18 protein-coding genes are annotated in these 20,706 nt (G+C 68.5%); 8 read left to right on the forward strand and 10 right to left on the reverse strand.

The window, feature by feature from the left end:
- Nucleotides 1-221: 221 nt before the first annotated feature.
- The 4 genes from ACYVN4_RS28830 to ACYVN4_RS28845 are packed head-to-tail and all read right to left on the reverse strand — an operon-like array spanning nucleotide 222 to nucleotide 4,349.
- On the reverse strand, nucleotides 222-782 hold the full coding sequence (locus tag ACYVN4_RS28830; RefSeq protein ID WP_460726714.1) for a GTP-binding protein: 561 nt from the start codon (nucleotides 780-782) through the stop codon (nucleotides 222-224).
- Nucleotides 783-792: 10 nt separating this feature from the next.
- Entirely contained in the window at nucleotides 793-1,233 is a 441-nt protein-coding gene (locus ACYVN4_RS28835; RefSeq protein ID WP_460725155.1) for a DUF742 domain-containing protein, read from the reverse strand.
- A complete protein-coding gene (locus ACYVN4_RS28840) occupies nucleotides 1,230-1,658 on the reverse strand; it encodes a roadblock/LC7 domain-containing protein (RefSeq protein ID WP_379357444.1) in 429 nt (142 codons plus the stop codon). Before ACYVN4_RS28840 ends, ACYVN4_RS28835 begins: the two co-directional genes overlap by 4 nt.
- A 12-nt stretch (nucleotides 1,659-1,670) precedes the next feature.
- Entirely contained in the window at nucleotides 1,671-4,349 is a 2,679-nt protein-coding gene (locus ACYVN4_RS28845; RefSeq protein WP_460725156.1) for a sensor histidine kinase, read from the reverse strand.
- A gap of 286 nt (nucleotides 4,350-4,635) precedes the next feature.
- Here ACYVN4_RS28845 and ACYVN4_RS28850 point away from each other — a divergent pair, with 286 nt between their 5' ends.
- Nucleotides 4,636-5,277 (forward strand): DUF4389 domain-containing protein, encoded by a 642-nt coding sequence (locus ACYVN4_RS28850; RefSeq protein ID WP_460725157.1) that lies wholly within the window; start codon nucleotides 4,636-4,638, stop codon nucleotides 5,275-5,277.
- Here the strand turns inward: ACYVN4_RS28850 and ACYVN4_RS28855 are convergent.
- The 3 genes from ACYVN4_RS28855 to ACYVN4_RS28865 are packed head-to-tail and all read right to left on the reverse strand — an operon-like array spanning nucleotide 5,241 to nucleotide 7,838.
- Nucleotides 5,241-6,230, reverse strand: coding sequence for an ABC transporter ATP-binding protein (locus ACYVN4_RS28855; RefSeq protein WP_460725158.1), 990 nt, complete (start codon nucleotides 6,228-6,230; stop codon nucleotides 5,241-5,243). The two genes, ACYVN4_RS28850 and ACYVN4_RS28855, sit on opposite strands and share 37 nt — an antisense overlap.
- Nucleotides 6,227-7,042 carry an ABC transporter permease gene (locus ACYVN4_RS28860; protein WP_460725159.1) on the reverse strand — a complete coding sequence of 272 codons (816 nt, stop codon included), beginning with the start codon at nucleotides 7,040-7,042 and terminating at the stop codon, nucleotides 6,227-6,229. The genes ACYVN4_RS28855 and ACYVN4_RS28860 overlap by 4 nt, the downstream gene beginning before the upstream one ends.
- A complete protein-coding gene (locus tag ACYVN4_RS28865; RefSeq protein WP_460725160.1) occupies nucleotides 7,035-7,838 on the reverse strand; it encodes an ABC transporter permease in 804 nt (267 codons plus the stop codon). Before ACYVN4_RS28865 ends, ACYVN4_RS28860 begins: the two co-directional genes overlap by 8 nt.
- Before the next feature lie 156 nt (nucleotides 7,839-7,994).
- Here ACYVN4_RS28865 and ectB point away from each other — a divergent pair, with 156 nt between their 5' ends.
- The gene (ectB, locus tag ACYVN4_RS28870) at nucleotides 7,995-9,257 is read left to right on the forward strand and encodes a diaminobutyrate--2-oxoglutarate transaminase (RefSeq protein ID WP_460726716.1); all 1,263 of its coding nucleotides are present in this window, start codon (nucleotides 7,995-7,997) and stop codon (nucleotides 9,255-9,257) included.
- A 75-nt stretch (nucleotides 9,258-9,332) separates the two neighbouring features.
- On the opposite strand, the gene ACYVN4_RS28875 is transcribed toward ectB, so the two are convergent.
- Nucleotides 9,333-11,507 (reverse strand): serine/threonine-protein kinase, encoded by a 2,175-nt coding sequence (locus ACYVN4_RS28875; RefSeq protein ID WP_460725161.1) that lies wholly within the window; start codon nucleotides 11,505-11,507, stop codon nucleotides 9,333-9,335.
- 175 nt (nucleotides 11,508-11,682) lie between these two features.
- On the opposite strand from ACYVN4_RS28875, the gene ACYVN4_RS28880 reads away from it, so the two are divergent.
- From ACYVN4_RS28880 to ACYVN4_RS28895, 4 genes are read left to right on the forward strand one after another with little or no spacing between them, the layout of a single operon-like run.
- Nucleotides 11,683-12,495, forward strand: a complete 813-nt coding sequence (locus tag ACYVN4_RS28880) for an ABC transporter permease (RefSeq protein WP_460725162.1) — start codon at nucleotides 11,683-11,685, stop codon at nucleotides 12,493-12,495.
- The gene (locus ACYVN4_RS28885; protein ID WP_460725163.1) at nucleotides 12,468-13,271 is read left to right on the forward strand and encodes an ABC transporter ATP-binding protein; all 804 of its coding nucleotides are present in this window, start codon (nucleotides 12,468-12,470) and stop codon (nucleotides 13,269-13,271) included. The genes ACYVN4_RS28880 and ACYVN4_RS28885 overlap by 28 nt, the downstream gene beginning before the upstream one ends.
- Nucleotides 13,268-14,263 carry an ABC transporter substrate-binding protein gene (locus tag ACYVN4_RS28890; protein WP_460725164.1) on the forward strand — a complete coding sequence of 332 codons (996 nt, stop codon included), beginning with the start codon at nucleotides 13,268-13,270 and terminating at the stop codon, nucleotides 14,261-14,263. Before ACYVN4_RS28885 ends, ACYVN4_RS28890 begins: the two co-directional genes overlap by 4 nt.
- Before the next feature lie 10 nt (nucleotides 14,264-14,273).
- Complete coding sequence (locus ACYVN4_RS28895; protein WP_460725165.1) at nucleotides 14,274-15,419, forward strand: LLM class flavin-dependent oxidoreductase; 1,146 nt, start codon at nucleotides 14,274-14,276, stop codon at nucleotides 15,417-15,419.
- 117 nt (nucleotides 15,420-15,536) lie between these two features.
- On the opposite strand, the gene ACYVN4_RS28900 is transcribed toward ACYVN4_RS28895, so the two are convergent.
- Entirely contained in the window at nucleotides 15,537-16,739 is a 1,203-nt protein-coding gene (locus ACYVN4_RS28900; protein ID WP_460725166.1) for an MFS transporter, read from the reverse strand.
- Between the two features lie 234 nt (nucleotides 16,740-16,973).
- Here ACYVN4_RS28900 and ACYVN4_RS28905 point away from each other — a divergent pair, with 234 nt between their 5' ends.
- Complete coding sequence (locus ACYVN4_RS28905) at nucleotides 16,974-18,659, forward strand: bifunctional metallophosphatase/5'-nucleotidase (RefSeq protein WP_460725167.1); 1,686 nt, start codon at nucleotides 16,974-16,976, stop codon at nucleotides 18,657-18,659.
- A gap of 4 nt (nucleotides 18,660-18,663) precedes the next feature.
- Here the strand turns inward: ACYVN4_RS28905 and ACYVN4_RS28910 are convergent, their stop codons facing one another.
- A complete protein-coding gene (locus ACYVN4_RS28910) occupies nucleotides 18,664-19,941 on the reverse strand; it encodes an oxygenase MpaB family protein (protein WP_460725168.1) in 1,278 nt (425 codons plus the stop codon).
- Nucleotides 19,942-20,113: 172 nt separating this feature from the next.
- On the opposite strand from ACYVN4_RS28910, the gene ACYVN4_RS28915 reads away from it, so the two are divergent.
- Nucleotides 20,114-20,671 (forward strand): HD domain-containing protein, encoded by a 558-nt coding sequence (locus tag ACYVN4_RS28915; protein ID WP_460725169.1) that lies wholly within the window; start codon nucleotides 20,114-20,116, stop codon nucleotides 20,669-20,671.
- Nucleotides 20,672-20,706 lie beyond the last annotated feature (35 nt).

A 20,706-nucleotide genomic window follows, 5' to 3' on the forward strand; every position in this document is an offset into this window, starting at 1 on the left:
AATCCCGAGCGACGGCGTCACTAGAGAGAGGTTGAAACATGATCCCGGTTATCATCGACACTGGTTCCGCTGCGCTGAACGGCGTTCTGAACACCGGTAGTGCCGCCCTGGGCGGCCTCCTCAACACCCTCTGGACCGGTTCTTTCGGCCGCTAATTCGCGTTAAGCGAAGGGTTTTCGGGCAATCGCCCCGGATGCATCAGCATCCGGGGCGATTTTTGGTCAACCGGCGAGAGCGGGTGTGCGCCGCGCGCGCAGAATCTGCTCGAGCAGCGCCACCAGCACCGATTTCACCGATTCCCGATCGCGGGCATCGCAATCCATCAGATGCACGGTGGGCGCCAGATCCAGCGCCTCGCGCACCTCGTCGAGGTCGAAGCGCGATCCGGTCTCGAATCGGTTGACGGCCACCACGAACGGGGTGCGGCGCTGTTCGAAGAAGTCCAGCACCGGGTAGCAGTCCTCGACGCGACCGGTGTCGACCAGGATGACACCGCCCAGCGCGCCGTCGAGCAGGTCGTCCCAGAGGAATTCGAACCGTTCCTGGCCGGGCGTGCCGAACAGGTACAGCACCAGGCTGGCGTCGAGGGTGATGCGGCCGAAGTCCAGGGCCACCGTGGTGGTGGTCTTGCCGGTGGCCAGGCCCGGATCGTCCACGCCCATCGACACTTCGGTCATGGCGGCCTCGGTGGCCAGCGGTTCGATCTCCGAGATGGCCCCGATGAAGGTGGTCTTCCCGACGCCGAAGCCGCCGCTGGTCACGATCTTCACCGAGGACGCCAGCGGGGGATTGTCAGAGGTTCCGTACAAGGTCCCGGATCCTTTCCAGAGCAGCGGTGGAGAGTTCGTCGGTGCCGCCCACCGACACGTGTCCCGCGGACACCAGGTCGCTGACCAGCACTCGCGCCACTCCGATCGGAACCCGTAGGGCGGCACCGATTTCGGCGATGGAGTGCGGGCGCTGGCATAGTCGTACCACCCGTTCGAGCTCGAAGCGCAACGGGGCGGAAAGTGCTGCGGGAGTTGCCCGTACGAGGGTCTCGATGCGCAGCCCGTCGACCACGGGGGTGGTGCGGCCGGAAGTCATCATGAACGGTCGCACCACCTGCTCCTCCGCCTCGGCGGATCCCTTCTCCCGCAAGGAATCCGTGTCGGACGCTGCGGCGCCGGACCACCCGGTGGGGCGGGTGAGCGCGATCATGCGCTCGTCCGGAAGCCGGTGCGAATCGTTCATCGGCTCAGCGATTCCCGCAACTCGGAGATCAGGGCGGGCGTCAGCAGCGCGCCGGCCCGGTCGGCGAGCACCGCCATCTGATAGCCGACCAGGCCGATATCGGCGGCCATATCGGCGATCACGCCGATGCAGCTGCCGTTGGCCATCGAGGACACCAGCAGGAAGCCCCGGCCCATCTCGATCATGATCAGGCGCAGGCCGTCGAAATCGTAACTGCGCGAAGCGCTTCGGCCCAGGCTGGTGAGCCCGGAGACGATGGCGGCGAGCCGGTCGGCCGCCGACCGGTCCAGGCCCGCGGACATGGCCATGAGCAGCCCGTCGGAGGACACCGCCACGGCATCGCGCACACCGTCGGTGGTGCGCACGAAGTCGGCCAGCAGCCAGTTGAAGGTGTGCGGATCGGTGTCGGTGTAGTGGGTTGTCACCCGGGGTCCCTCCTATGCTGTCGATCCGGGCACGGGCGGTTCGCCGCCCTGCCCGCGTTGATGCCCGGCCCGGAATCCGGCGAGCATGCTGCGCACCTGGTCGGGTGAGCGCTCCGCACTCCCTGGTGTGGGTCGCTCTGCTGTCGGTCCGGCTCGCTCGGCCGTTGGCGCCTTGCCCGCTGTGGGCTCCGAATTGTCGTGAGTCTTCCTGGTGCGCTTGACGAGACCGTTTCGCGTACGTTGCACCCCGGGGACAGCTCCCGAAACCTCCGCCTCGGCGCTCGGTGAGCCCGCCGCAACCGGGCGTACCGCGCTCCCGTTCACCGGGGCCGAAATGCGCTGTGGCGCAGCGGTGGCGACCGCCGCACCGTTGCGCGGCGCGACGGGCTGCGGTGCCGCGATCTGCGGGATCGCGAACGATCCGGTGGCGGGGCCGCCGAGGAGACGTTCGGCCGCGGTGGCATGCGGCGGTTCGGCTGGGACACCGATCGGCCGTTCCCGCACGGCGGGTACCGGAGTGGCGGGCACCGCCTCGTCGATCTCGGTGGCGGCGCTGAACGACGCTGCGCCGCTGCCGAATACCGCGGCGGTGTCGAACAGCGGGTCGGTGGCGGCCGGTGCCGCCGGGACGGGCCGGTCTCCACCACCGCCCGCGGGCGCGGAACTGTGCCGCCCGCGCGTGGGCTCCGGCATGGCGTCCGCGACCGTCGGAAGCTGCGCTCCCACGGCGTGTTTGGCATCCTCGGGCGGTGCGGGCCGCTCGCTGGCCGGATCGCCGAGCAGCTCGGCGGGCAGCAGCATGCGCGCCACCACGCCGCTGGTGGGCGAGACGGTGAGTTCGACCTCGATGCCGAGCCGCCGCGCCAACCGGCCGACCACGTAGTGGCCCAGGAAGCGCGTCGGCGCGACCAGGAAGTCGGCCTCGCCCCGCAGCCGCGCATTGGCGGTGGCGAGTTGATCGGGCGGCATGCCGACGCCGTGGTCGACGACGGCGAGCATGTACCGCCCGCCGAGGCGACGCCCGTAGATCTCGACCTCGAGGTCGGGCGGGGAGAACGACAGCCCGTTCTCGATCAGCTCGGCCAGCATGTGCGCGACCTCGCTGACGTGCGCGCCCGCGATGGCGATCTCGTCCACCCGCCGCAGCACCACGCGGCGGTAGTCGTCGACCTCGGAGAGTCCGGCGCGGATGACGTCGGTCAGCGGAATGGGTTTGGACCAGCGACGCGGACTGGACTCGCCGACCAGCACCAGCAGGCTCTCGGCATTGCGGCGCATGCGGGTGGCGAGGTGGTCGAGCTCGAACAGGTTGCCCAGCGCGCTGGGATCGAGCTCCTCGCGCTCGAAATCGCTGATCAGGCCGAGTTGGCGGCGCACCAGGTTCTGATTGCGCCGCGCCAGGTTGGCCATCGACTCGGTGGTGTTGCGGCGCAGCCGGGCCTGGGCGGAGGCGAGTTCGTAGGCGGTGGTCTGCACCCGGTCCAGCGCGTTGGCCACGGAAACGATTTCCGCTCCGGCGCTTTCGTCGGCGCGCACCGGTTCCGGCGGGGCCGGTTCGGCGGATTCGGAGTCCTGCCAGGCCGAGATGAGTTGGGGCAGGCGCTCACCGGCCACCAGATCGGCCTCGTGCGCGAGCTCGGCCAGCGGTCGCACGATGGCCCGCACGCTGGCCACCACCAGCGCCACCTCGGCGGCGATGGCGAGCGCCGCGGCCAGCACGAACAGCGTCAGGCGCAGCGCGGCGTCGCGGCGCAGGTCGTTGGCGCGCGAGGTGATCTCGCTGCCGACGCTGCGCTGCACCTTGCGCTGGCCGTCGATGATCGAGCTCATGTCGCGCCACCAGTCCCCGGCGTTCACCGGTTCGGTGAGCGGCCCGCGCTCGGAGCCGAGGGCGATGTTCTCCGCATCGCCCGCGCGCACCGACTCGTCGGTACGCATGGCGTCGGTGAGCAGGGTGCGCTGGGCGGGGGTGGCATCGCGGTCGAAGGCGGTCACCGCGGCCTGTTTGGCGGCGCGGATATCGAGGAACTTCACGTACTCGCCGGGCCCGAACCCACCGGCGGCGAAGACGCCGTTGAGGAATCCGCGTTCCTGCCCGGTGTACTCCTTGACGTCGCCGAGCGCGTAGAGCGTCTCCAGCCCGCGCCACAGCTGGCCGTCGGGCGCGTTGTCGAGGCCGGGCCGGGTCTGGTTCAGGGCCGCGATCGCATTGGTGTAGAAGCCGAACGAGGCCGACCGGTCGGCGCGGCCCGCGTCCACGTCGGCGCGATTGGCGGTCACCCCGGAGAACTGCCCGAGCGCCGTGCGCACCAAATCCGCGCCCGGCGGGCTGTCGGCCAGCGTCGAATTCAGTTCCTGCAGCACGCTGTCGGTGGCCAGGCGCTGATTGCTCAGGGCCGGGCGCGAGGCCGTGTCACCGCCGAGCAGACCGTTGGTGAGGCCGCGCTCGCGCTGCACCTCGTGCACGAGATCCTGCACGGCCAGCGCCAGATGGACCGCGCGGGTGGTGTCGCCGGTCTCGCGGAACCCACTCACCTCGCGGGCCACGATGACCGTCAGCAGCGCCAGCACCAGGGCCACCGACACGATCAGAATGCGGCGTAGCCGGGCCCGGATGGTGCGTGGCCGAATCAGTTCCAGCGGTGGCGTGAGCTTGCCATCACCCGAGGGCAATACCTGTGCCGGACGCACTTTCACTCCGTCTCCCGTAACTCAGCTGTTGTGCCGACCCGGGCCGCGCACTTGGAGAATGGTCAGCAACGTCGCACACGGGAGCGGGTGCCGCAATGTGAAAACGGGTCTGTGTGGCGTGCGGAACTCGCTGTCGGGCGCGCTATTACAAATCTGGTCACAATGTGTGAGAAGCAGATGTGATCTCCGAGTCGGCGGGGAAACAATGGGGTGAACAACGCCTCACCGTTGTTCGGGCGGCGGTCGCGAGCAAGCCGGCCGCCGGCGCTCGAGAGGAGTGACGGTCATGCAGCCCAGTCCTGCTTATCCGGTGCGTGTACGCGGCGATCTCGACCCGGGGTTGTCGCGCTGGATGTGGATAGTCAAGTGGATACTTGCTATTCCACATTATGTGGTGTTGCTTTTCCTCAGCATCGCCTATCTTGTCGTTTCGATCATCGCGTTCTTCGCCATCCTGTTCACGGGCGTGTATCCGAGAGCACTGTTCGACTTCAATGTCGGTGTGCTGCGCTGGAGTTGGCGTGTTCGCTTCTATGCGCTCTCACAACTGGGAACCGACCGCTACCCGCCGTTCAGCCTCGCGGCCGATCCGAACTATCCCGCTGATCTGGAAGTCGACTATCCCGAAACGCTCAATCGCTGGATGGTCTTGATCAAATGGTGGCTGCTGGCGATTCCGCAGTATCTGATTGTCGCGGCATTCATGGGCGGCGGTCGGAATATGATGTCGCTGTTGCCGATTCTGATCATCATCGCCGCCGTCGGGCTGCTGTTCACCGGCGCCTACCTGCCGGGCCTCTACGACTTCGCCATGGGCATCAACCGCTGGGGGATCCGGGTGCGCGTCTACGCCTCCCTGATGACCGACGCCTATCCGCCGTTCCGCCTCGATCAGGGTGCGAGGGAGCCCGACGCCGCCGCCTCGTAGAGCCGGCGCACCACGTCCTCGATATCGGGTTCCTCGATGGACAGGTCGCGGACCTCCGCGCGGGCCGAGACGGCCGTGAGCAACTGTGCGGCAGTGGTGATCTCGGTGTCGAACGCCAGCCGCTGCCGCATGCCCGCGCCCGCGCTGTCGAGCAATTTGGCCCCGGGCAGATCCGTGAGGTCCGGTGTGGGCTCGGCGAGATCGACGGTCAGCACCCGCTGGGCGCCGACGGTCGCGCCGAGCCCGGCCAGCGAGCCGTCGTAGACCAGCCGCCCGTGATCGACCACCAGCACCCGTTCGCACAGCCGCTCGATATCGCCCATGTCGTGGGTGGTGAGCAGCAGGGTGGTGCCGCGCTGGGTGCGCTCGTAGCGCAGGAATTCGCGTAATCGCTGCTTGGACAACACATCCAGGCCGATGGTGGGCTCGTCGAGAATGATCAGCTCGGGTCCGTGCAGCAGTGCCGCGGCGACCTCGGCGCGCATGCGCTGTCCCAGCGAGAGCTGCCGCACCGGGGTGTCGAGGGTGCCGTCCATCTCCAGCCGTCCGACGAGCTCGTCGGTGCGGGTGCGCTCGGTGTGCGCGGGCAGCCGGTGGATGGCCGCGAGGATCGAGAACGATTCGCGCAGTGGCAGATCCCACCACAGCTGCGAGCGCTGCCCGAACACCACGCCGATGCGCCCGGCCAGTTCGCGCCGCTGCCGGACCGGGTCCAGCCCGCAGGTGCGCAACCGTCCGGCGGTGGGCACCAGGATGCCGGTGATCATCTTGATGGTGGTGGACTTGCCCGCCCCGTTGGCGCCGATGTAGCCGACCGCCGCGCCGGGTTCGATGCGGAAGCTCATCGAGTCCACGGCGGTGATCAGTTCCCGGCGCCGCCGCCAGCGCCCCTCCTTGCGGCCGATCACGAAAGTTCGTGTCAGGTCCTCGATATCGATGATCGCACCACTCACCCGCCGCCTCCTTGATAGTGCCGGGTTCCCAGTCGCCACAGGAACAGTGCCGCGCTCCACACCCACAGCGCCGCGATCGGCGCGGCCCAGGCCAGCCAGTTCGGCAGCAGGGCCGGGCCGGGCAGGCCGAGCAGGGCGATGGTGGGCAGATACGAGGTGAACGCGACCGGAACCAGAAATCCGAAAACGAGTTTCATCGGTGTGGGAAACACCGAGGTCGGCTGCATGGAGGCGTACGACCCGCCGTAGGTGAACGAATTGGTCAGCTCCGCGCCGTCGATCAGGAAGAACTGTACTCCGGCCGCGCACACGAAAAGTCCCGCGAAGATGATGATTCCGGACAGCAGGGTGAGCGCGAACAGCACGACGTGCGCGGGAGTCCAGGCAATACCGTTGCGCGCCAACCCCAATGACAACACGGTGGTCGCGACCGCGATGCGCGCCACCCGACGCAGTTGCAGGTCGCTGGTCATCAGTTGCAGCAGTAATGGTTGCGGCCGTAGGTAGAAGGCGTCCAACCGGCCCATGCGGATATAGGTGGGCAGCGTGTCGGCGTGTCCCATGACCATGTCGGCGATGGCGAAACAGGTATTGCTGAGCCCGAACAGCAGCAGCATACCGTCGAGATCGAGTCCGCCCAGGCGCGGCACATTGTGGAAGATGACCCACATTTCGCCGAATTCCACCAGCCCGATCAGGAAGGCGCTCAGCAGATCCGTGGCGAAGGACAGCGGATAGGCGCGTTGGGCGCGCAGCCGCGAACCGAGCACGGCGCGGTAGGGCGTGAGCCGGGAGGGGAGTGTCTCAACCACCCTGCACCTCCAGCTTGCGGCGTCCGGCGCGGAGCAGCAGCTGGCCCGCCCCTACCAGTATCACCAACCAGAAGCATTGCACGACAACGAGTTCCAGTGCGGCGAACCCGGTGGTTCGGCCGGAGAGCACATCGATGGGCCACTGCAGCATGGACGGGAAGGGCGTGGCGTAGGCGATGGCGCGCAACCAGTCCGGGAACAGGTGCAGGGGCGCGAACAGCCCGGCCAGGAAGGTGCCCAGGATCATGTGCAGCGCGCGCAGCCCGCGGGTCTCGATGAGCCAGAACCCGGCCAGGCTGACCGCGAACATGGACAGGAACGACAGGGTCATGGCCAGCAGCAGGCTGAAGCTGCCCAGCACGTAGGGGCCCGCGGTGGTCGGGAAGGCGAGGCCGAAGGTGACCACGCCGACCAGGATGCTGGGTAGCGCGCGGGCCAGCAGGGTGCAGGCGGCCCGTCCCAGATATTCGGCCAGGTGCGCGAATTGGATGTCGATGGGGCGCAGGAAGTCGATGACCACGTCGCCGGTGTGGATGCGCTCGACGATGTCGGGCACGATCCAGAAGGCGATGGCCCCCAGCAGGCCCTGCGAGAGCCAGATGTATGCCCCGATGGTGCCGCGGTCGTAGCCGCCGAAGCCGTTGTTGGCGTGCACGGCCGCGCCGAGCACCGCGGCCCGGACGAAGCCGAAGATCAGGTTGGTGAACAGACCGGCCAGCATGGCGAGCCGGTAGTGCGATTGCCTGCGAAACCCTGCCTTGACCAGCTGCCAGTAGACCCCCACGTCGCTGCGCACAAGTGGTTGACGCTACGGGCAAAGGCGGTGTCGGGGGCCGGGTTCGGCCAAAACGCTGCGAGGTCTGGCGAGATTTGTCGAAAATGGTCATGTTTCACTCTGGGGACTGGTAGAAACATCAGCGTTTCACTTTGTTGCGACGCTAGGACCATGCTGATGACCATCGCCGAATCGACCGTTTTCGAAGCGCTCGAGTCCAACGTGCGTGGCTACTGCCGTTCCTGGCCCACCGTCTTCGACACCGCCCGCGGCGCCTGGCTGACCGACGAGAACGGCAAGGACTACCTCGACTTCTTCGCCGGTGCGGGCACGCTGAACTACGGGCACAACAACCCGGTGCTCAAGCAGGCGCTCATCGACTACATCGTCGGCGACGGCATCACCCACGGCCTGGACATGTCCACCGTCGCCAAACGCCGTCTGCTGGAGACGATTCGCGAACTGGTGCTGACCCCGCGCGGACTCGACTACAAGGTGCAGTTCCCCGGCCCGACCGGAGCCAACGCCGTCGAGGCCGCGCTCAAGCTGGCCCGCAAGGTGACCGGCCGCACCAGCATCCTGAACTTCACCAACGCCTTCCACGGCATGACGCTGGGCGCGCTCTCGGTCACCGGCAATGCCGCCAAGCGCGCCGGCGCGGGCGTCCCGCTGGTGCACACCACCCCGATGCCCTACGACGGCTACCTCGATGAGGCCGAAGACCTTTCGTGGATGCGCCGGGCGCTGGACGACAGCTCCTCGGGCCTGGACAAACCCGCCGCCGTGATCGTGGAGACCGTGCAGGGCGAGGGTGGGGTCAATGTGGCCCGCGCGCAGTGGCTGCGCCACCTCGCCGAGCTGTGCTCCGACCGCGGCATCCTGCTCATCGTCGACGACGTCCAGATGGGTTGCGGGCGCACCGGCCCGTTCTTCTCCTTCGAGATCGCGGGCATCACCCCCGACATCGTCACGCTGTCGAAATCCATCAGCGGCTACGGACTTCCGATGGCGCTGGTGCTCATGCGCCGGGAACTGGACCAGTGGGCCCCGGGTGAGCACAACGGCACCTTCCGCGGCAACAACGCGGCCTTCGTGACCGCCGAGGTCGCGCTGCGCCACTACTGGTCCGACCACCGACTCGAGACCTCGACCCTGGCCAAGGGCGAGCGCATCGCCCGGCACCTGAGCACCCTGGCCGAATCCGGCACCGGCATCAGCACCCGCGGGCGCGGCCTGGTGCAGGGCCTGGTCTTCGCCGACGCCTCACAGGCCACCAAGGTGTGCCGCGTCGCCTTCGAGCACGGGCTGCTCGTCGAAACCTCCGGCTCCTACGACGAAGTCGTGAAGCTGCTGCCACCGCTCACCGTCACCGATGACGAAATCACCCACGGCCTGGGCATTCTCAGCCGCGCGGTGGATATCGTTCGCGACGGTCTGTAAAGACGTCGGCCGCCGCCCACACCGGCGGCCGACCCCGGTGCCGGGTTCCCAGCTGCGGAGGGAACCCGGCACCATCTACTTGGTGAAATACTTCTCGAACCAGGCGCGCAGCGCTGCATCGTCTTTGGGGGCGTTCTCCGGGTAGTCGGGTGTGGAGCCGGTCAGCAGCACGAACAGGTGCAGATCCTCGTACACCGCGAGCATCGCGGGACGGGGCGGATCAGCGGTCTTGTCGGTGAAGCAGAAGTACCGCCCGATGGGTGTGTTCTGTTTGCGCCACACCTCGTCCGTGCCGGACCCGCCGCATCCGTGGCCGGGGAACTGATTCAGATCGGCCTGATAGAGCGTCTTCGCCGTATCGCTGTTGGGCGCGGCCACGAAGGAGACGCTCGGGGCGTCGATCTTGGTGTCGCAGTCGACGATCGCGGTCAGCGGACCGACCGGCGGGTCGGAGTGGCGGCAGTTGCGGCGGACGTACGGGTCGTTGAGGTGATCGAGCAGGTAGTAGTCGGCCGCGGTGAAATCGTCCGGATCGCGCGCGTTCTCCTGCGCACGGAACCGTCCGAGGTTTGCTTTCGCGAAGTAGTCGCGCAGTGCGGTCATGGTCGCGTCGTCCCAGATGTAGGTGGCCAGCGTCAGCCGGGCTTCGTCGGTCAGCACCATGCCCGGTCTGGGCACACCCAGGCTGTGGTCGATGAAGCAGGCCTTGCGGCCCACCTCCAGCCCGTCCTTCACCGACGGCCCGTCTTTACCCGCGGGATCCGACGGGCAGGCGGTCGCGCCGAGCGCGCCGAGGAAATTGCTGTTGTAGAGGTCGTGCATCGCGGTCGCGGTCTTGAACCGGAAGAACCGGGCGGCCGGAGCGGAGGCGTCGGGATTGGGATCGCAAACGACGAAAGACGTGGTGGAGGCGTCGGGGTTCCCGTGCCCACAATTGGCGCGGTGGTATCCGGCCCAGCCGACGATCGAGAGCAGTTCGATGTCGGGTCCGCGCAATGTCGCGGCATCCCCGACCGGGGTGCCCGCTGTCGTATGCCGGAGGTAGGCCCAGCCCGCGAAGGTCAGTGACGCGGCGACCAGCACCATCGCGGCGAGCATCGCGCCCGCTCGGCGCAGCCGGCGGCGGGACCGGGCGACCGGCGGTTTCGCCTCGCCGCCACCGGTTTCCGCCCCGCGGCCACCGCTATCCGTCCTGTTCCCGCCGGTTTCCGCCCGGCTGCCATCGGTATTCGCCTGGAAGGCGGCGATGCTCGGGTCTCCCGGCGCGTTCGTCGCGGCCGATCCGGTGGCGGCACTGGTCACCGTTCCCGTCGTATCGGTCTGGGCCAGAGCCGGATTCGTGGCCGCTCGTGGGGCGGAGCCGCCGCCGGTGGGGCGCGGCGCGCTCGGGTCGGGGGTGCGGCCGCCGGTGCGATCGTCGAGGACCGCCCGTGCCGCGGCGGCGAGTTCGCCCGCGCTGCCGTAGCGCTGGGCGGGCTCCTTGGCCATGCCGCGCGCGATCACGACGTCGAAGGCGGCCGGGACGGTCGGGCGGACCAGGCTCGGCCGGGGAATCGGGTCGAACATGTGCGCGGCCATGATCTGCGCGTCGTTGCCGCCGGCGAACGGCCGGGTGCCGGTGAGACATTCGAAGAGCACGCAGGCGAGGGCGTAGACGTCGGAGGGCGGGCCGATCTCGACGTCCGCGAAGCGTTCGGGGGCCATGTAGCGGTACGAGCCGACCGCGCCGCCGTCCTGGGTGAGCGATTCGTCGGTGGCCGACTGGGCGATGCCGAAATCCACCAGGTACACGAAGCCCTGGTGGGTGACGAGGATGTTGTCCGGCTTCACATCTCGGTGCAGCAGCCCGTCATGGTGCGCGGCATCCAGTGCGGCGGCGACCTGTTCGACGACGGTCACCGCATCGGACGGGTTACCGGGCCCGTGCCGGTGCAGCAGGGAGCGCAGGCTGTCGCCGTCCACCAGCCGCATATCGATGTAGAGGCGGCCGTCGATCTCGCCGTAATCGTGGATCGGGATGACGTGTGCTTCCCGAAGGCGTGCCGCCGCATGGGATTCCCGCTGGAAGCGCTGCCGGTACACGGTGTCCCCGGCGAGCCGTTCCGGCAGCACCTTGATGGCCACCGTGCGGTCCTTGACCGTGTCGTAGGCCTGATAGACCTCCCCCATACCCCCGCGTCCGATCAGCCGGTCGAGCCGATAGGGGCCGAACCGCGATCCGACGGTGAGCGGGTGATTCGGACTGTTCATTACCGTCCTCGGCTCCTCGCTGCGGATCCATTGTGGCAGTCGAGGGATCGGGCAAGCCCAGAATCACGTGGATTACAACCGGTGACCGGGTCCTTTCGGACCGGCATGGTCGGTATCGGCGGGTGAAGGCCCTCGTCCGCCACCGTCCCCGTCCCCTGTGCTCCGAGGTGCTGTCGTGTCCTCCATTGCCGTGCAGGCCAGGCCCCCCGCGGCCCGGTTGCGCCTGCCGAGCGTATCCGTGCTGGCGCGGTTCGTCGCGCCGATTGTGCTGGTGGTGATCTGGCAGCTGGCCAGCTCCACCGGAGTGCTGCCGGAGCGGCTGCTGGCTTCGCCGGTGACCGTGGTGCAGACCGCGATCGACCTGATCAAGGACGGGACGCTGACCAAGGCGCTCTCGGTGTCGTTGCAGCGGGCGGCGGTGGGCTTCGTCATCGGCGCGGTCGTCGGTGTCGGGCTGGCGCTGGTGGCCGGGTTGAGCCGGGTGGGGGAGTACCTCGTCGATCCGCTCCTGCAGATGCTGCGGACATTGCCGTTCTACGGGCTGATTCCGCTGTTCATCCTGTGGTTCGGGATCGGTGAGCTGCCCAAGATCGTGCTGGTCGCCTTCGGTGTGGCGGTTCCGCTGTACCTCAATACTTTTGCCGGAATCCGCAGTGTGGACGGCAAACTCGCCGAGCTGGCGCAGGTGCAGCGGTTGAACCGCTTCCAGTTGATCCGGCACATCGTGCTACCGGGCGCGTTGCCGCAGGCCCTGGTCGGGTTGCGGCAATCGCTGGGGGTGGCGTGGCTGGCGCTGATCGTGGCCGAACAGGTGAATGCCGATGCGGGCCTGGGCTTCATGATCAACGACGCCCGCGAATTCCTGCGCACCGACGTGATCGTGGTCGGCCTGCTCGTCTACAGCGTGCTCGGTCTGCTGACCGACGCACTGGTCCGTTCGATCGAGAGGAGAGCGCTGTCATGGCGACGCGGCTTCCTGGCACCCTGACCGATTCGGTGATCGCGGCGACGCTGGCCGAGATCGAGAAGAACTCCACCCCGGACGTTCCCACCGACTCGGTGGTGCGAATTCGCGGGCTGGTCAAGGACTTCGGCGAGCGCCGGGTGCTGCACGGCCTGGACCTCGACATCCGGCCCGGCGAATTCGTGGCCCTGCTCGGCCGCAGCGGCTCCGGCAAATCCACGCTGCTGCGGGCGCTGGCCGGGCTCGACGACAAGACCGAGGGCGAACTGGCCGTCTCCGGCGAGGTCGCCGTCGCGTTCCAGGAACCGCGCCTGGTGCCGTGGAAGCGGGTGCGCGACAACGTCACTCTGGGCCTGCGACGTCAGAACCCCAAGGCCGCAGCGGAAGCCGCGCTGGCCGAGGTGGGTCTGGCCGAACGTGGCGGGGCATGGCCGCTCACCCTCTCCGGCGGTGAGGCGCAACGCGCTTCGCTGGCGCGTGCCCTGGTCCGCGAACCCGAACTGCTGCTGCTCGACGAGCCCTTCAGCGCCCTGGATGCGTTGACCCGCATCACGATTCACAACCTGGTATTGGACCTGTGGGCCAAGCACCGTCCCGGCGTCCTGCTGGTCACCCACGACGTGGACGAGGCGCTGTTGCTCGCCGACCGCGCGCTGGTGCTGGCCGAGGGCCGCATCGCCCGCGAAATCCCCATCGATCTGCCGCGCCCGCGTCGGCGCGACCACCCCGAATTCCTGGCCCTGCGTACCGCATTGCTCGCCGAGCTGGGCGTCACCTCCGAAGAAGGAACCACCGCATGAAACGCAAACGCCTCCTTGCCGCGCTCGCGGTCGCCACGGCCCTCGTCACCGCGGCCTGCGGCTCGAGCGGGGACGACAACAAGGGCGTGAACGCGGACGGTTCGGTCGACCTGTCGAAGGTGACCCTGCACCTCGGCGACCAGAAGGGGCAGTCGCTGCAGGCCCTGCTCGAGGCGTCCGGCGAGGCCAAGGACCTGCCCTACAAGCTGGACTGGGCCAGCTTCGCCGCGGGGCCGCCCATGCTGGAGGCCATCAATGCCGGGTCGGTCGACTTCGGTGGTGTCGGCGACGCCCCGCCGGTGTTCGCGGCGGCGGCCAAGTCGCAGATCAAGATCGCGGCCGCCTACGATTCGGGCGCCAAGGGGCAGGCCGTCGTGGTGCCCAAGGATTCGCCGCTGAAGGACCCGAAGGACCTGCGCGGCAAGAAGATCGCGGTCACCAAGGGCAGCTCGGCGCACTATCACCTGCTGTCGGTGCTGACCAAGAACGGACTCGGCTGGGGTGATATCGAGCCGCAGTATCTGGCGCCCGCCGACGCGCTCGCCGCGCTGTCCACCGGCCGGGTCGACGCCTGGGTGGTGTGGGATCCCTATGTGGCCCAGGCCGAATTGTCCGGCAATCGGGTGCTGGTGGACGGCACCGGCTATCTGAAGCCGGACAGCTTCTACGTGGTGGGCACCAAGACCCTGGAAAACAAGGCGTCCGCCGCCGCCGTGCGCGACCTGCTCACTCGCATCCAGCGTGCGCACGTCTGGACCACCAACCATCGTGAGGAGTGGGCCAAGCAGTCCGCCGAAATCACGGGTGTGCCATACGACGTCACCCTGCTGGCGGGGAATCGCGCCAACTACCAGGATCATCCGCTCGACGACGCGACCATCACCGCCGAACAGCAGGTGGCCGACGCTTTCTCCGACGCCAAGCTGATCCCCGGGAAGGTGAAGATCACCGACTTCATCGACACCCGCTACAACGACCGCTTCACCTCCTAGGAGTCCCCGAATGAGCTTGTCGTTCCACTGGTTCCTGCCCACCTCCGGCGACTCCCGCGGCCTCGTGGTCGGCGGGCACGGCACGCCGATGTCGGGTGACCGGCCCGCCTCGCTGCACTACCTCAACCAGATCGGCGCGGCCGCCGAATCCAACGGGTTCGAGGCCGTGCTCACCCCCACCGGGTCCTGGTGCGAGGACGCGTGGTTGACCACTGCGATGCTGGTGGAGACCACCGAGACGCTGAAATTCCTGGTCGCTCTGCGCCCCGGTCTGATGAGCCCGACCCTGGCCGCGCAGATGGCGGGCACCTTTCAGCGGCACTCCGCCGGACGGTTGCTGATCAATGTGGTGACCGGCGGCGAACCCCTCGAACAAGCCGCCTACGGCGACTTCGCCGACAAGGAGTCCCGCTACACCCGCACCGGCGAATTCCTGCACGTGGTGCGCTCGCTGTGGGAGTCGCACGAGCCGACCACGTTCCAGGGCGAGCACATTCACGTCGAGAACGCGCTGCTGAGCAATCGGCCCGACCCGATCCCGCCGATCTTCTTCGGTGGCTCCTCGGCCCCGGCCGGACCGGTCGCCGCCCGCTACGCCGACACATACCTCACCTGGGGTGAGCCGGTGCTCGCGGTCAGCCGCAAGCTGGACTGGATTCGCGGCCTGGCCGTGGATCACGGCCGCAAGCTCGACTACGGGCTGCGCATCCACGTCATCACCCGCGACACCTCCGAAGAGGCGTGGGCGGTCGCCGACAAGCTGCTGTCCGGCATCGACCCCGCGGATATCGAACGGGTCCAAGCCGCCCTCGGCAAGAGCGAATCCGAAGGCCAGCGGCGCATGTCGGAGCTGCACAACGGCAGCACCGACCGGCTCGAGATCGCCCCCAATCTGTGGGCGGGCGTCGGCCTGGTGCGCGGCGGCGCGGGCACCGCGCTGGTCGGCTCGCACGAGGAAGTCGCCGAACGCCTCATCGAATACTCGAAGGCAGGCATCTCCCAGTTCGTGCTGTCGGGCTACCCGCACCTGGAGGAGGCGTACTGGTTCGGCGAGGGCGTGCTGCCCATCCTGGAGCGAAAGGGTCTGTGGCAGCACCCGAATCGGCGTCCAAGCGCCCCTGCCGCCACCCCCTTCGCGAGCGCCTCCAGCAGCTAGCGACGCACCCCGTCATTCCGGCGCGCTCCCGGCTGGAATCCGACGCCCACAGCCGCCGCACTCCCGGTCAAGGTGCGGCGGCTGCGGTTTCCCCGCGCGGAACCTGCGTCGAGGGGCTCAGCGGTGCACCGCCGGGGTCGGGGTCGGGTGCGCCTGCCGGTCGGCGGCGGACGTCACCGAGCGGCGCAGGGCCACGGTATAGAGCAGGGCGGCCGCCGCGGTTCCGGCCAGCAGCAGGTAGCCGATGGTGTAGCTGTCGGTCTGGCCGTAGGCGAAGCCCATGACCAGCGGCGGGAAGTAGCCGCCGAGACCGCCTGCCGCGCCGACCAATCCGGTCACCGTGCCAACCCGTTCGGGCGCCACCAGCTCCGCGACGAGGGCGAACACACCGCCGGTGCCCAAGCCCAGGCAGAACGCCATGGCCACCAACGCCGAACCCGCCGCGAGCTCTGCCGGGGGCTCGATCGCGAGCACCATGGCCAGCACCGCTGCCCCCGCGAACGCGGCGATCAGCACCCGGATCGGCCCAACCTTGTCGGAGAGGATGCCGCCGATCGGGCGGGCCAGCACCCCGGCGATGGCGAATCCGGCCGTGCGGATGCCCGCGTCCGACTGGGCGAACTCGTAGACGTTGTGCAGCACCGTCGGCAGATAGGTCGAGAAGGCCACGAAGCCGCCGAACGCCACCGCGTACAGCAGCGAACTCTGCCAGGTCGCCTTCAGCCGCAACGCTTCCCGGATCCGCGGCAGTGCGGGCTCGGTGGCAGGCTTCCAACTCGGTGCGTCCCGGGCGAACAACAGCACGACCGTGCCCAGCGCGGCCAGCGCCACCGCGAGCAGCGCGTGGGTCTGCGCCCGTCCGAGGTGTTCGACCAGCCTGGGGGTGAGCAGCGCCGAGAGCGCGGTGCCGCCCATGCCCAGCCCGAACATGCCGGTGGCGAAGCCGCGTCGGGCGGGCTCGTACCAGTTGTTCACGAACGGCACCCCCACCGCGAACGAGGTGCCGCCGATACCCAGCAGGAAGCCCCAGCACATCAGTCCGGCAAAGGAATTCGCCCAACCCACGAACAACACCGGCACGATGGTGAGAAAGCAGATCGCCGCCAGCATGCGCCGCCCGCCGAACCGGTCGGCCAGCACCCCCACCGGAATCCGCCCCAGCGAACCCACCAGCACCGGCGTCGCCACCAGCAGCGAGGTCTGGCCGGGCGAGAGCCCCAGCATCTTCGTATAGCTCGACGACAGCGGCCCGATCAGATTCCACGCCCAGAAGGTCAAGGCGAAGACCGCCGTGGCGAGCGTCAGATTCCGGGTGGTCATATTTTCTGTCTACTCGGCGCGGAATTTCCCCGATACCGGATCCGAAACACGTAGCCGCCGTGGGTATTTTCCCGACCCGCATCGACCGGGGCGAAGGCGCGAACACGATAATCCGCGCTGCCGTGGGTATTCGGTCTCACATCTCCGCGCGGCCGACGGCGGCCTGCTGGCGGGGGCGGTGAATTCACCTGCTCGACGGGCACGTGTCGACGAGGTCTGCCACAGTCGAAGGTTATGAACGGGCGGCGGCGGGTTGTGGTTGCGTGTGCGGCGGTGCTGAGCCTCGGGCTGGTGGCGGGGTGCGGAGGCAGTCCGGACGCCGGGAAGCCCGCCGGATCCGGTGCGATCCCGCTGATCTCGACCGGTGATCTGCCCGCCGCGCAGAGCGGCGAGGTGCATTTGTTCGGGATCAACGATCTGCACGGCAATCTGCAACCGCCGGACGGGACCAATGGCAAGGTGGGCGCGTATACCGCCGGGGGAGCGGCCTATCTGGCAGCGCATCTGGCCCGGTTGAAGGCCGCCTACCCGGACAGCGCCGTCGTGGCGGCGGGGGACAATATCGGTGCCAGCCCGCTGATCTCGTCGATGTTCCACGACGAGCCGGCCATCGACTTCCTCAACTCCGTCGGCGTCGCGGCCTCGGCGGCGGGTAACCACGAATTCGACCATGGCGTGGGCGAATTGCAGCGCCTGCAGCAGGGTGGCTGCGCGGCCGACGGCTGCACCCCCGGCGAGCCGTTCACCGGCGCGAAATTCCCGTACCTGGCCGCCAATGTGACCGACGGCAACGGCCAACTGCCGCCCGGCCTGCGGGCGTGGACGATGCTGACGATCGGCGGGCACAAGATCGGGGTGGTCGGCACCGTCACCCCCGACACCGAGCACATCGTCATGGCCGATGGCATTCGCGGTTATCACTTCGGCGACGAGGCCGACGCCATCAACAAATACGTGCCCGCCATGAAAGCGGCGGGCGCGGAGACCGTGGTGGCAATGCTGCACGACGGCGGGGCCCAGCAGACCCGCGGCGGCCGCACCGACTACAACGGCTGCGTCGACATCTCACCCGAGGTGAAAGCCCTGGCCGACAAGACCGATGCCGCGGTGTCGGTCATGCTGACCGCGCACACCCACCAGGCCTACAACTGTGTCCTGGACGGCAAGGTCGTCACCCAGGCCGCGTCCTTCGGGCGTCTCATCACCGATGTGACCCTGCGCTTCCACGACGGCAAGGTCGACGCCAAGGCCGTCAACCGGGTCGTCACCCGCGACATCACACCCGCACCCGCCGCCGCCCAGCTGGTGGACTTCTTTGCGGCGCAATCCAAATCGCGCGCCGAGCGGGTGATCGGCAGCGCCACCGCGCCGCTGCCCGCCGATCCGCAACCGGCCGGTGACTCCCCGCTCGGCGACGTCATCGCCGACGCCATGCTCGATGCCATGACCGATGTGCGGGCGGTGGCGGCGTTCATGAACCCCGGCGGCGTGCGCGCGGGTCTGACCGGCGGCAGCATCACCTACGAACAGGCCTATACGGCACAGCCTTTCGCCAATCAGGTGGTGGCGGTGGCGCTGACCGGCCAGCAGATCCTGAGTCTGCTGGAACAGCAGTGGGACAATGTGAGCAAGCCCGCCGTGCTGTCGGTCGCGGGCATCAGCTACTCCTACTCCGACGGTGCGCCCAAGGGGCACAAGGTGATCGACGGCAGCGTGCGGATCGGCGGGCAGCCGCTCGACCTCGCCGCGTCGTATCGGGTGTCGACCAACAACTTCCTCGCCGGTGGCGGCGACGGCTTCACCGTGTTCGAGCACGCCAGCGAAACCCTCGTCGGCCCCATCGATCTCGACGCCCTGGAGACCTACCTGCGCGGGCATGCCGCGGTGAACCCGCCGCAGAGCCGCATCGAGAAGAAGTAGCGGCTCAGCGCCGGAACTCCTCGACCGGGGTGAACTCGGCAGCCCGGTCGCCGACCTCGTTGCGGTACCACCGCTCGCGGCGCTGCCGCTGCACCCGATCGGCGATCGCGTCCAGGCCGGGCACGGTGCGGCGCAGGGTTTCCGCGCCGAACACCACCGGTGCCTGCACCAACGGATGCAGCACCCACGGGAACCGATGCGGCATGCGATGGCGGGCGTAGGTGGCCGGTGGCAGCCAGAAACCGGTGTAGCCGATCTGCACGCGATAGTTGAACTCGTCGCGAATCCGCTTGGCCCACGGGGTATCCGGCTTCGGCGCGAACGCGGGCAGATACGACTCCACCAGCTCCGCGCCGTCCGCACCCGCCGTGTACGCGCGTTTGACGAAGGCGGCGAACATGAGTCGCACCGCCGCCCGGAAGTCCTGCGGATACCAGCTCGGCTGCACCCCGAGCAGATGGCCGACGTAGCGCCAGAAGTGCAGGGTCGCTTCGATTTCCGGGACCGTCGTCTGGTGCCCGAGGCTCCACAGCGCCAGTCCGGGCACCACGCTGCCGCCCATCAGGGTGAGGGTGGCGTCGCCGATGCTGATCGGCACACCCCAGGCGTCGTAATCCCATTCCGGCCGCTGCATGAGCTTGCGCCGGATGAACACGTGCATGATCCGCACCCGCATGGCGGTCTGCCGCCCGCGCGCGCCCGGATCCAGCCCGCCCGGGTCGGACACGTCGATCCAGAATCGGACGGTCTCGAGTTGCCGCTTGTGCGCCTTGTCCCCGGCGTAGCCGCCCGCGTACGACAGCGGTTTGGTGATCGAACTCTCCGAGTACATCTCCAATGTGCTGGTGGTGGCGAAGCTGAAAACCGAAGTGCCCCAGCGCCGGAACACCCTCGCGCCCTGCGCGACCAGTTCCGGGTCCAGCCAGTCCGGGTCCGTCTCGAACTCCTCGAACAACCGCACCAGCGACGGCGGCGCGTCCGGCACACTGTCCACCCCGTCCGCGAGCGCCCGATCCAGCATGGCCCGCCCGGCCTTCGGCCCGATCTCCCCGAGGTAGACCTCGTCGACGAACGCCTCGGCGACCGGATCGGCCTGGTAGTAGGCACCGGCGAAGGCCCGCACCAACTCCTCGTCCGGCTGCGGATCGAACCGGAACACCCCGCGCCATACCCGCCGCGCCCATTGCACCCGCGGATCGTCGAGGCGCTCCCGATACCGGAACTCGGTCGGAATCTTGCCCGCCGCAGCCGCTTCCAACGTCGCGGGAGTCTTGCCAGCCATGGCTGAAGCGTAGGTTTCCGCGCGCGGACCGAGCAGAGATTTCCGGCCAATCCGCGCGGGCCCTGGTCGCCGATAGGTAGTTCCTGCCAATCCATTGGTCGCAGGGGACATTTGCTGAATGTTTCCCTCGGCCCGGTGGTGCCGCGGTCTGTCGACCCCTAGGGTTCGGCCCGTGACCCGTGCCCTGGAACCCTTGACCACCGTCGATGAACTCATGGCCCTGCTCGCCGACTGCGAGGACGCCTGGGACATGCCCGACCGCAGCGGCGACCCCGTCGACATCCTCGACCACGACCGCCAATGCGCCGAAATCCTGCGCCGCGACTTCCCCCTCGACGAAGAACTCCAGGTCGCCGGGCTGGTCCACGACATCGGCCACGTCCTGATCCCCGGCGACGACGCGGGCCACGGCATCCACGGCGGCACCATGGTGCGCACCCTGCTCGGCGACCGCGTAGCCCGCCTGGTCGAACTCCATGTCGTCGCCAAGCGCTACCTGGCCGCGACGGATTCCGCCCACGCCGCCGCGCTGTCCCCGTCCAGTCAGCGCACCCTCATCGCCCAGGGCGGGCCGATGACCCCCGAAGAGATAACAGCCTTCGAATCCGACCCGGACTTCACCGCCGCCATCGCCCTCCGCCGCGCCGACGACGCCGGCAAGGTCATCGGCCTCACCGTCCACCCCCTCGAAACCTGGCGTCCCGTCGTCGAACGCGTCGCCGCCCGCTGACCTGGATTTCTGTCGGCGCTGCATAGACTCGCTCT

Source organism: Nocardia heshunensis, from assembly GCF_054782115.1.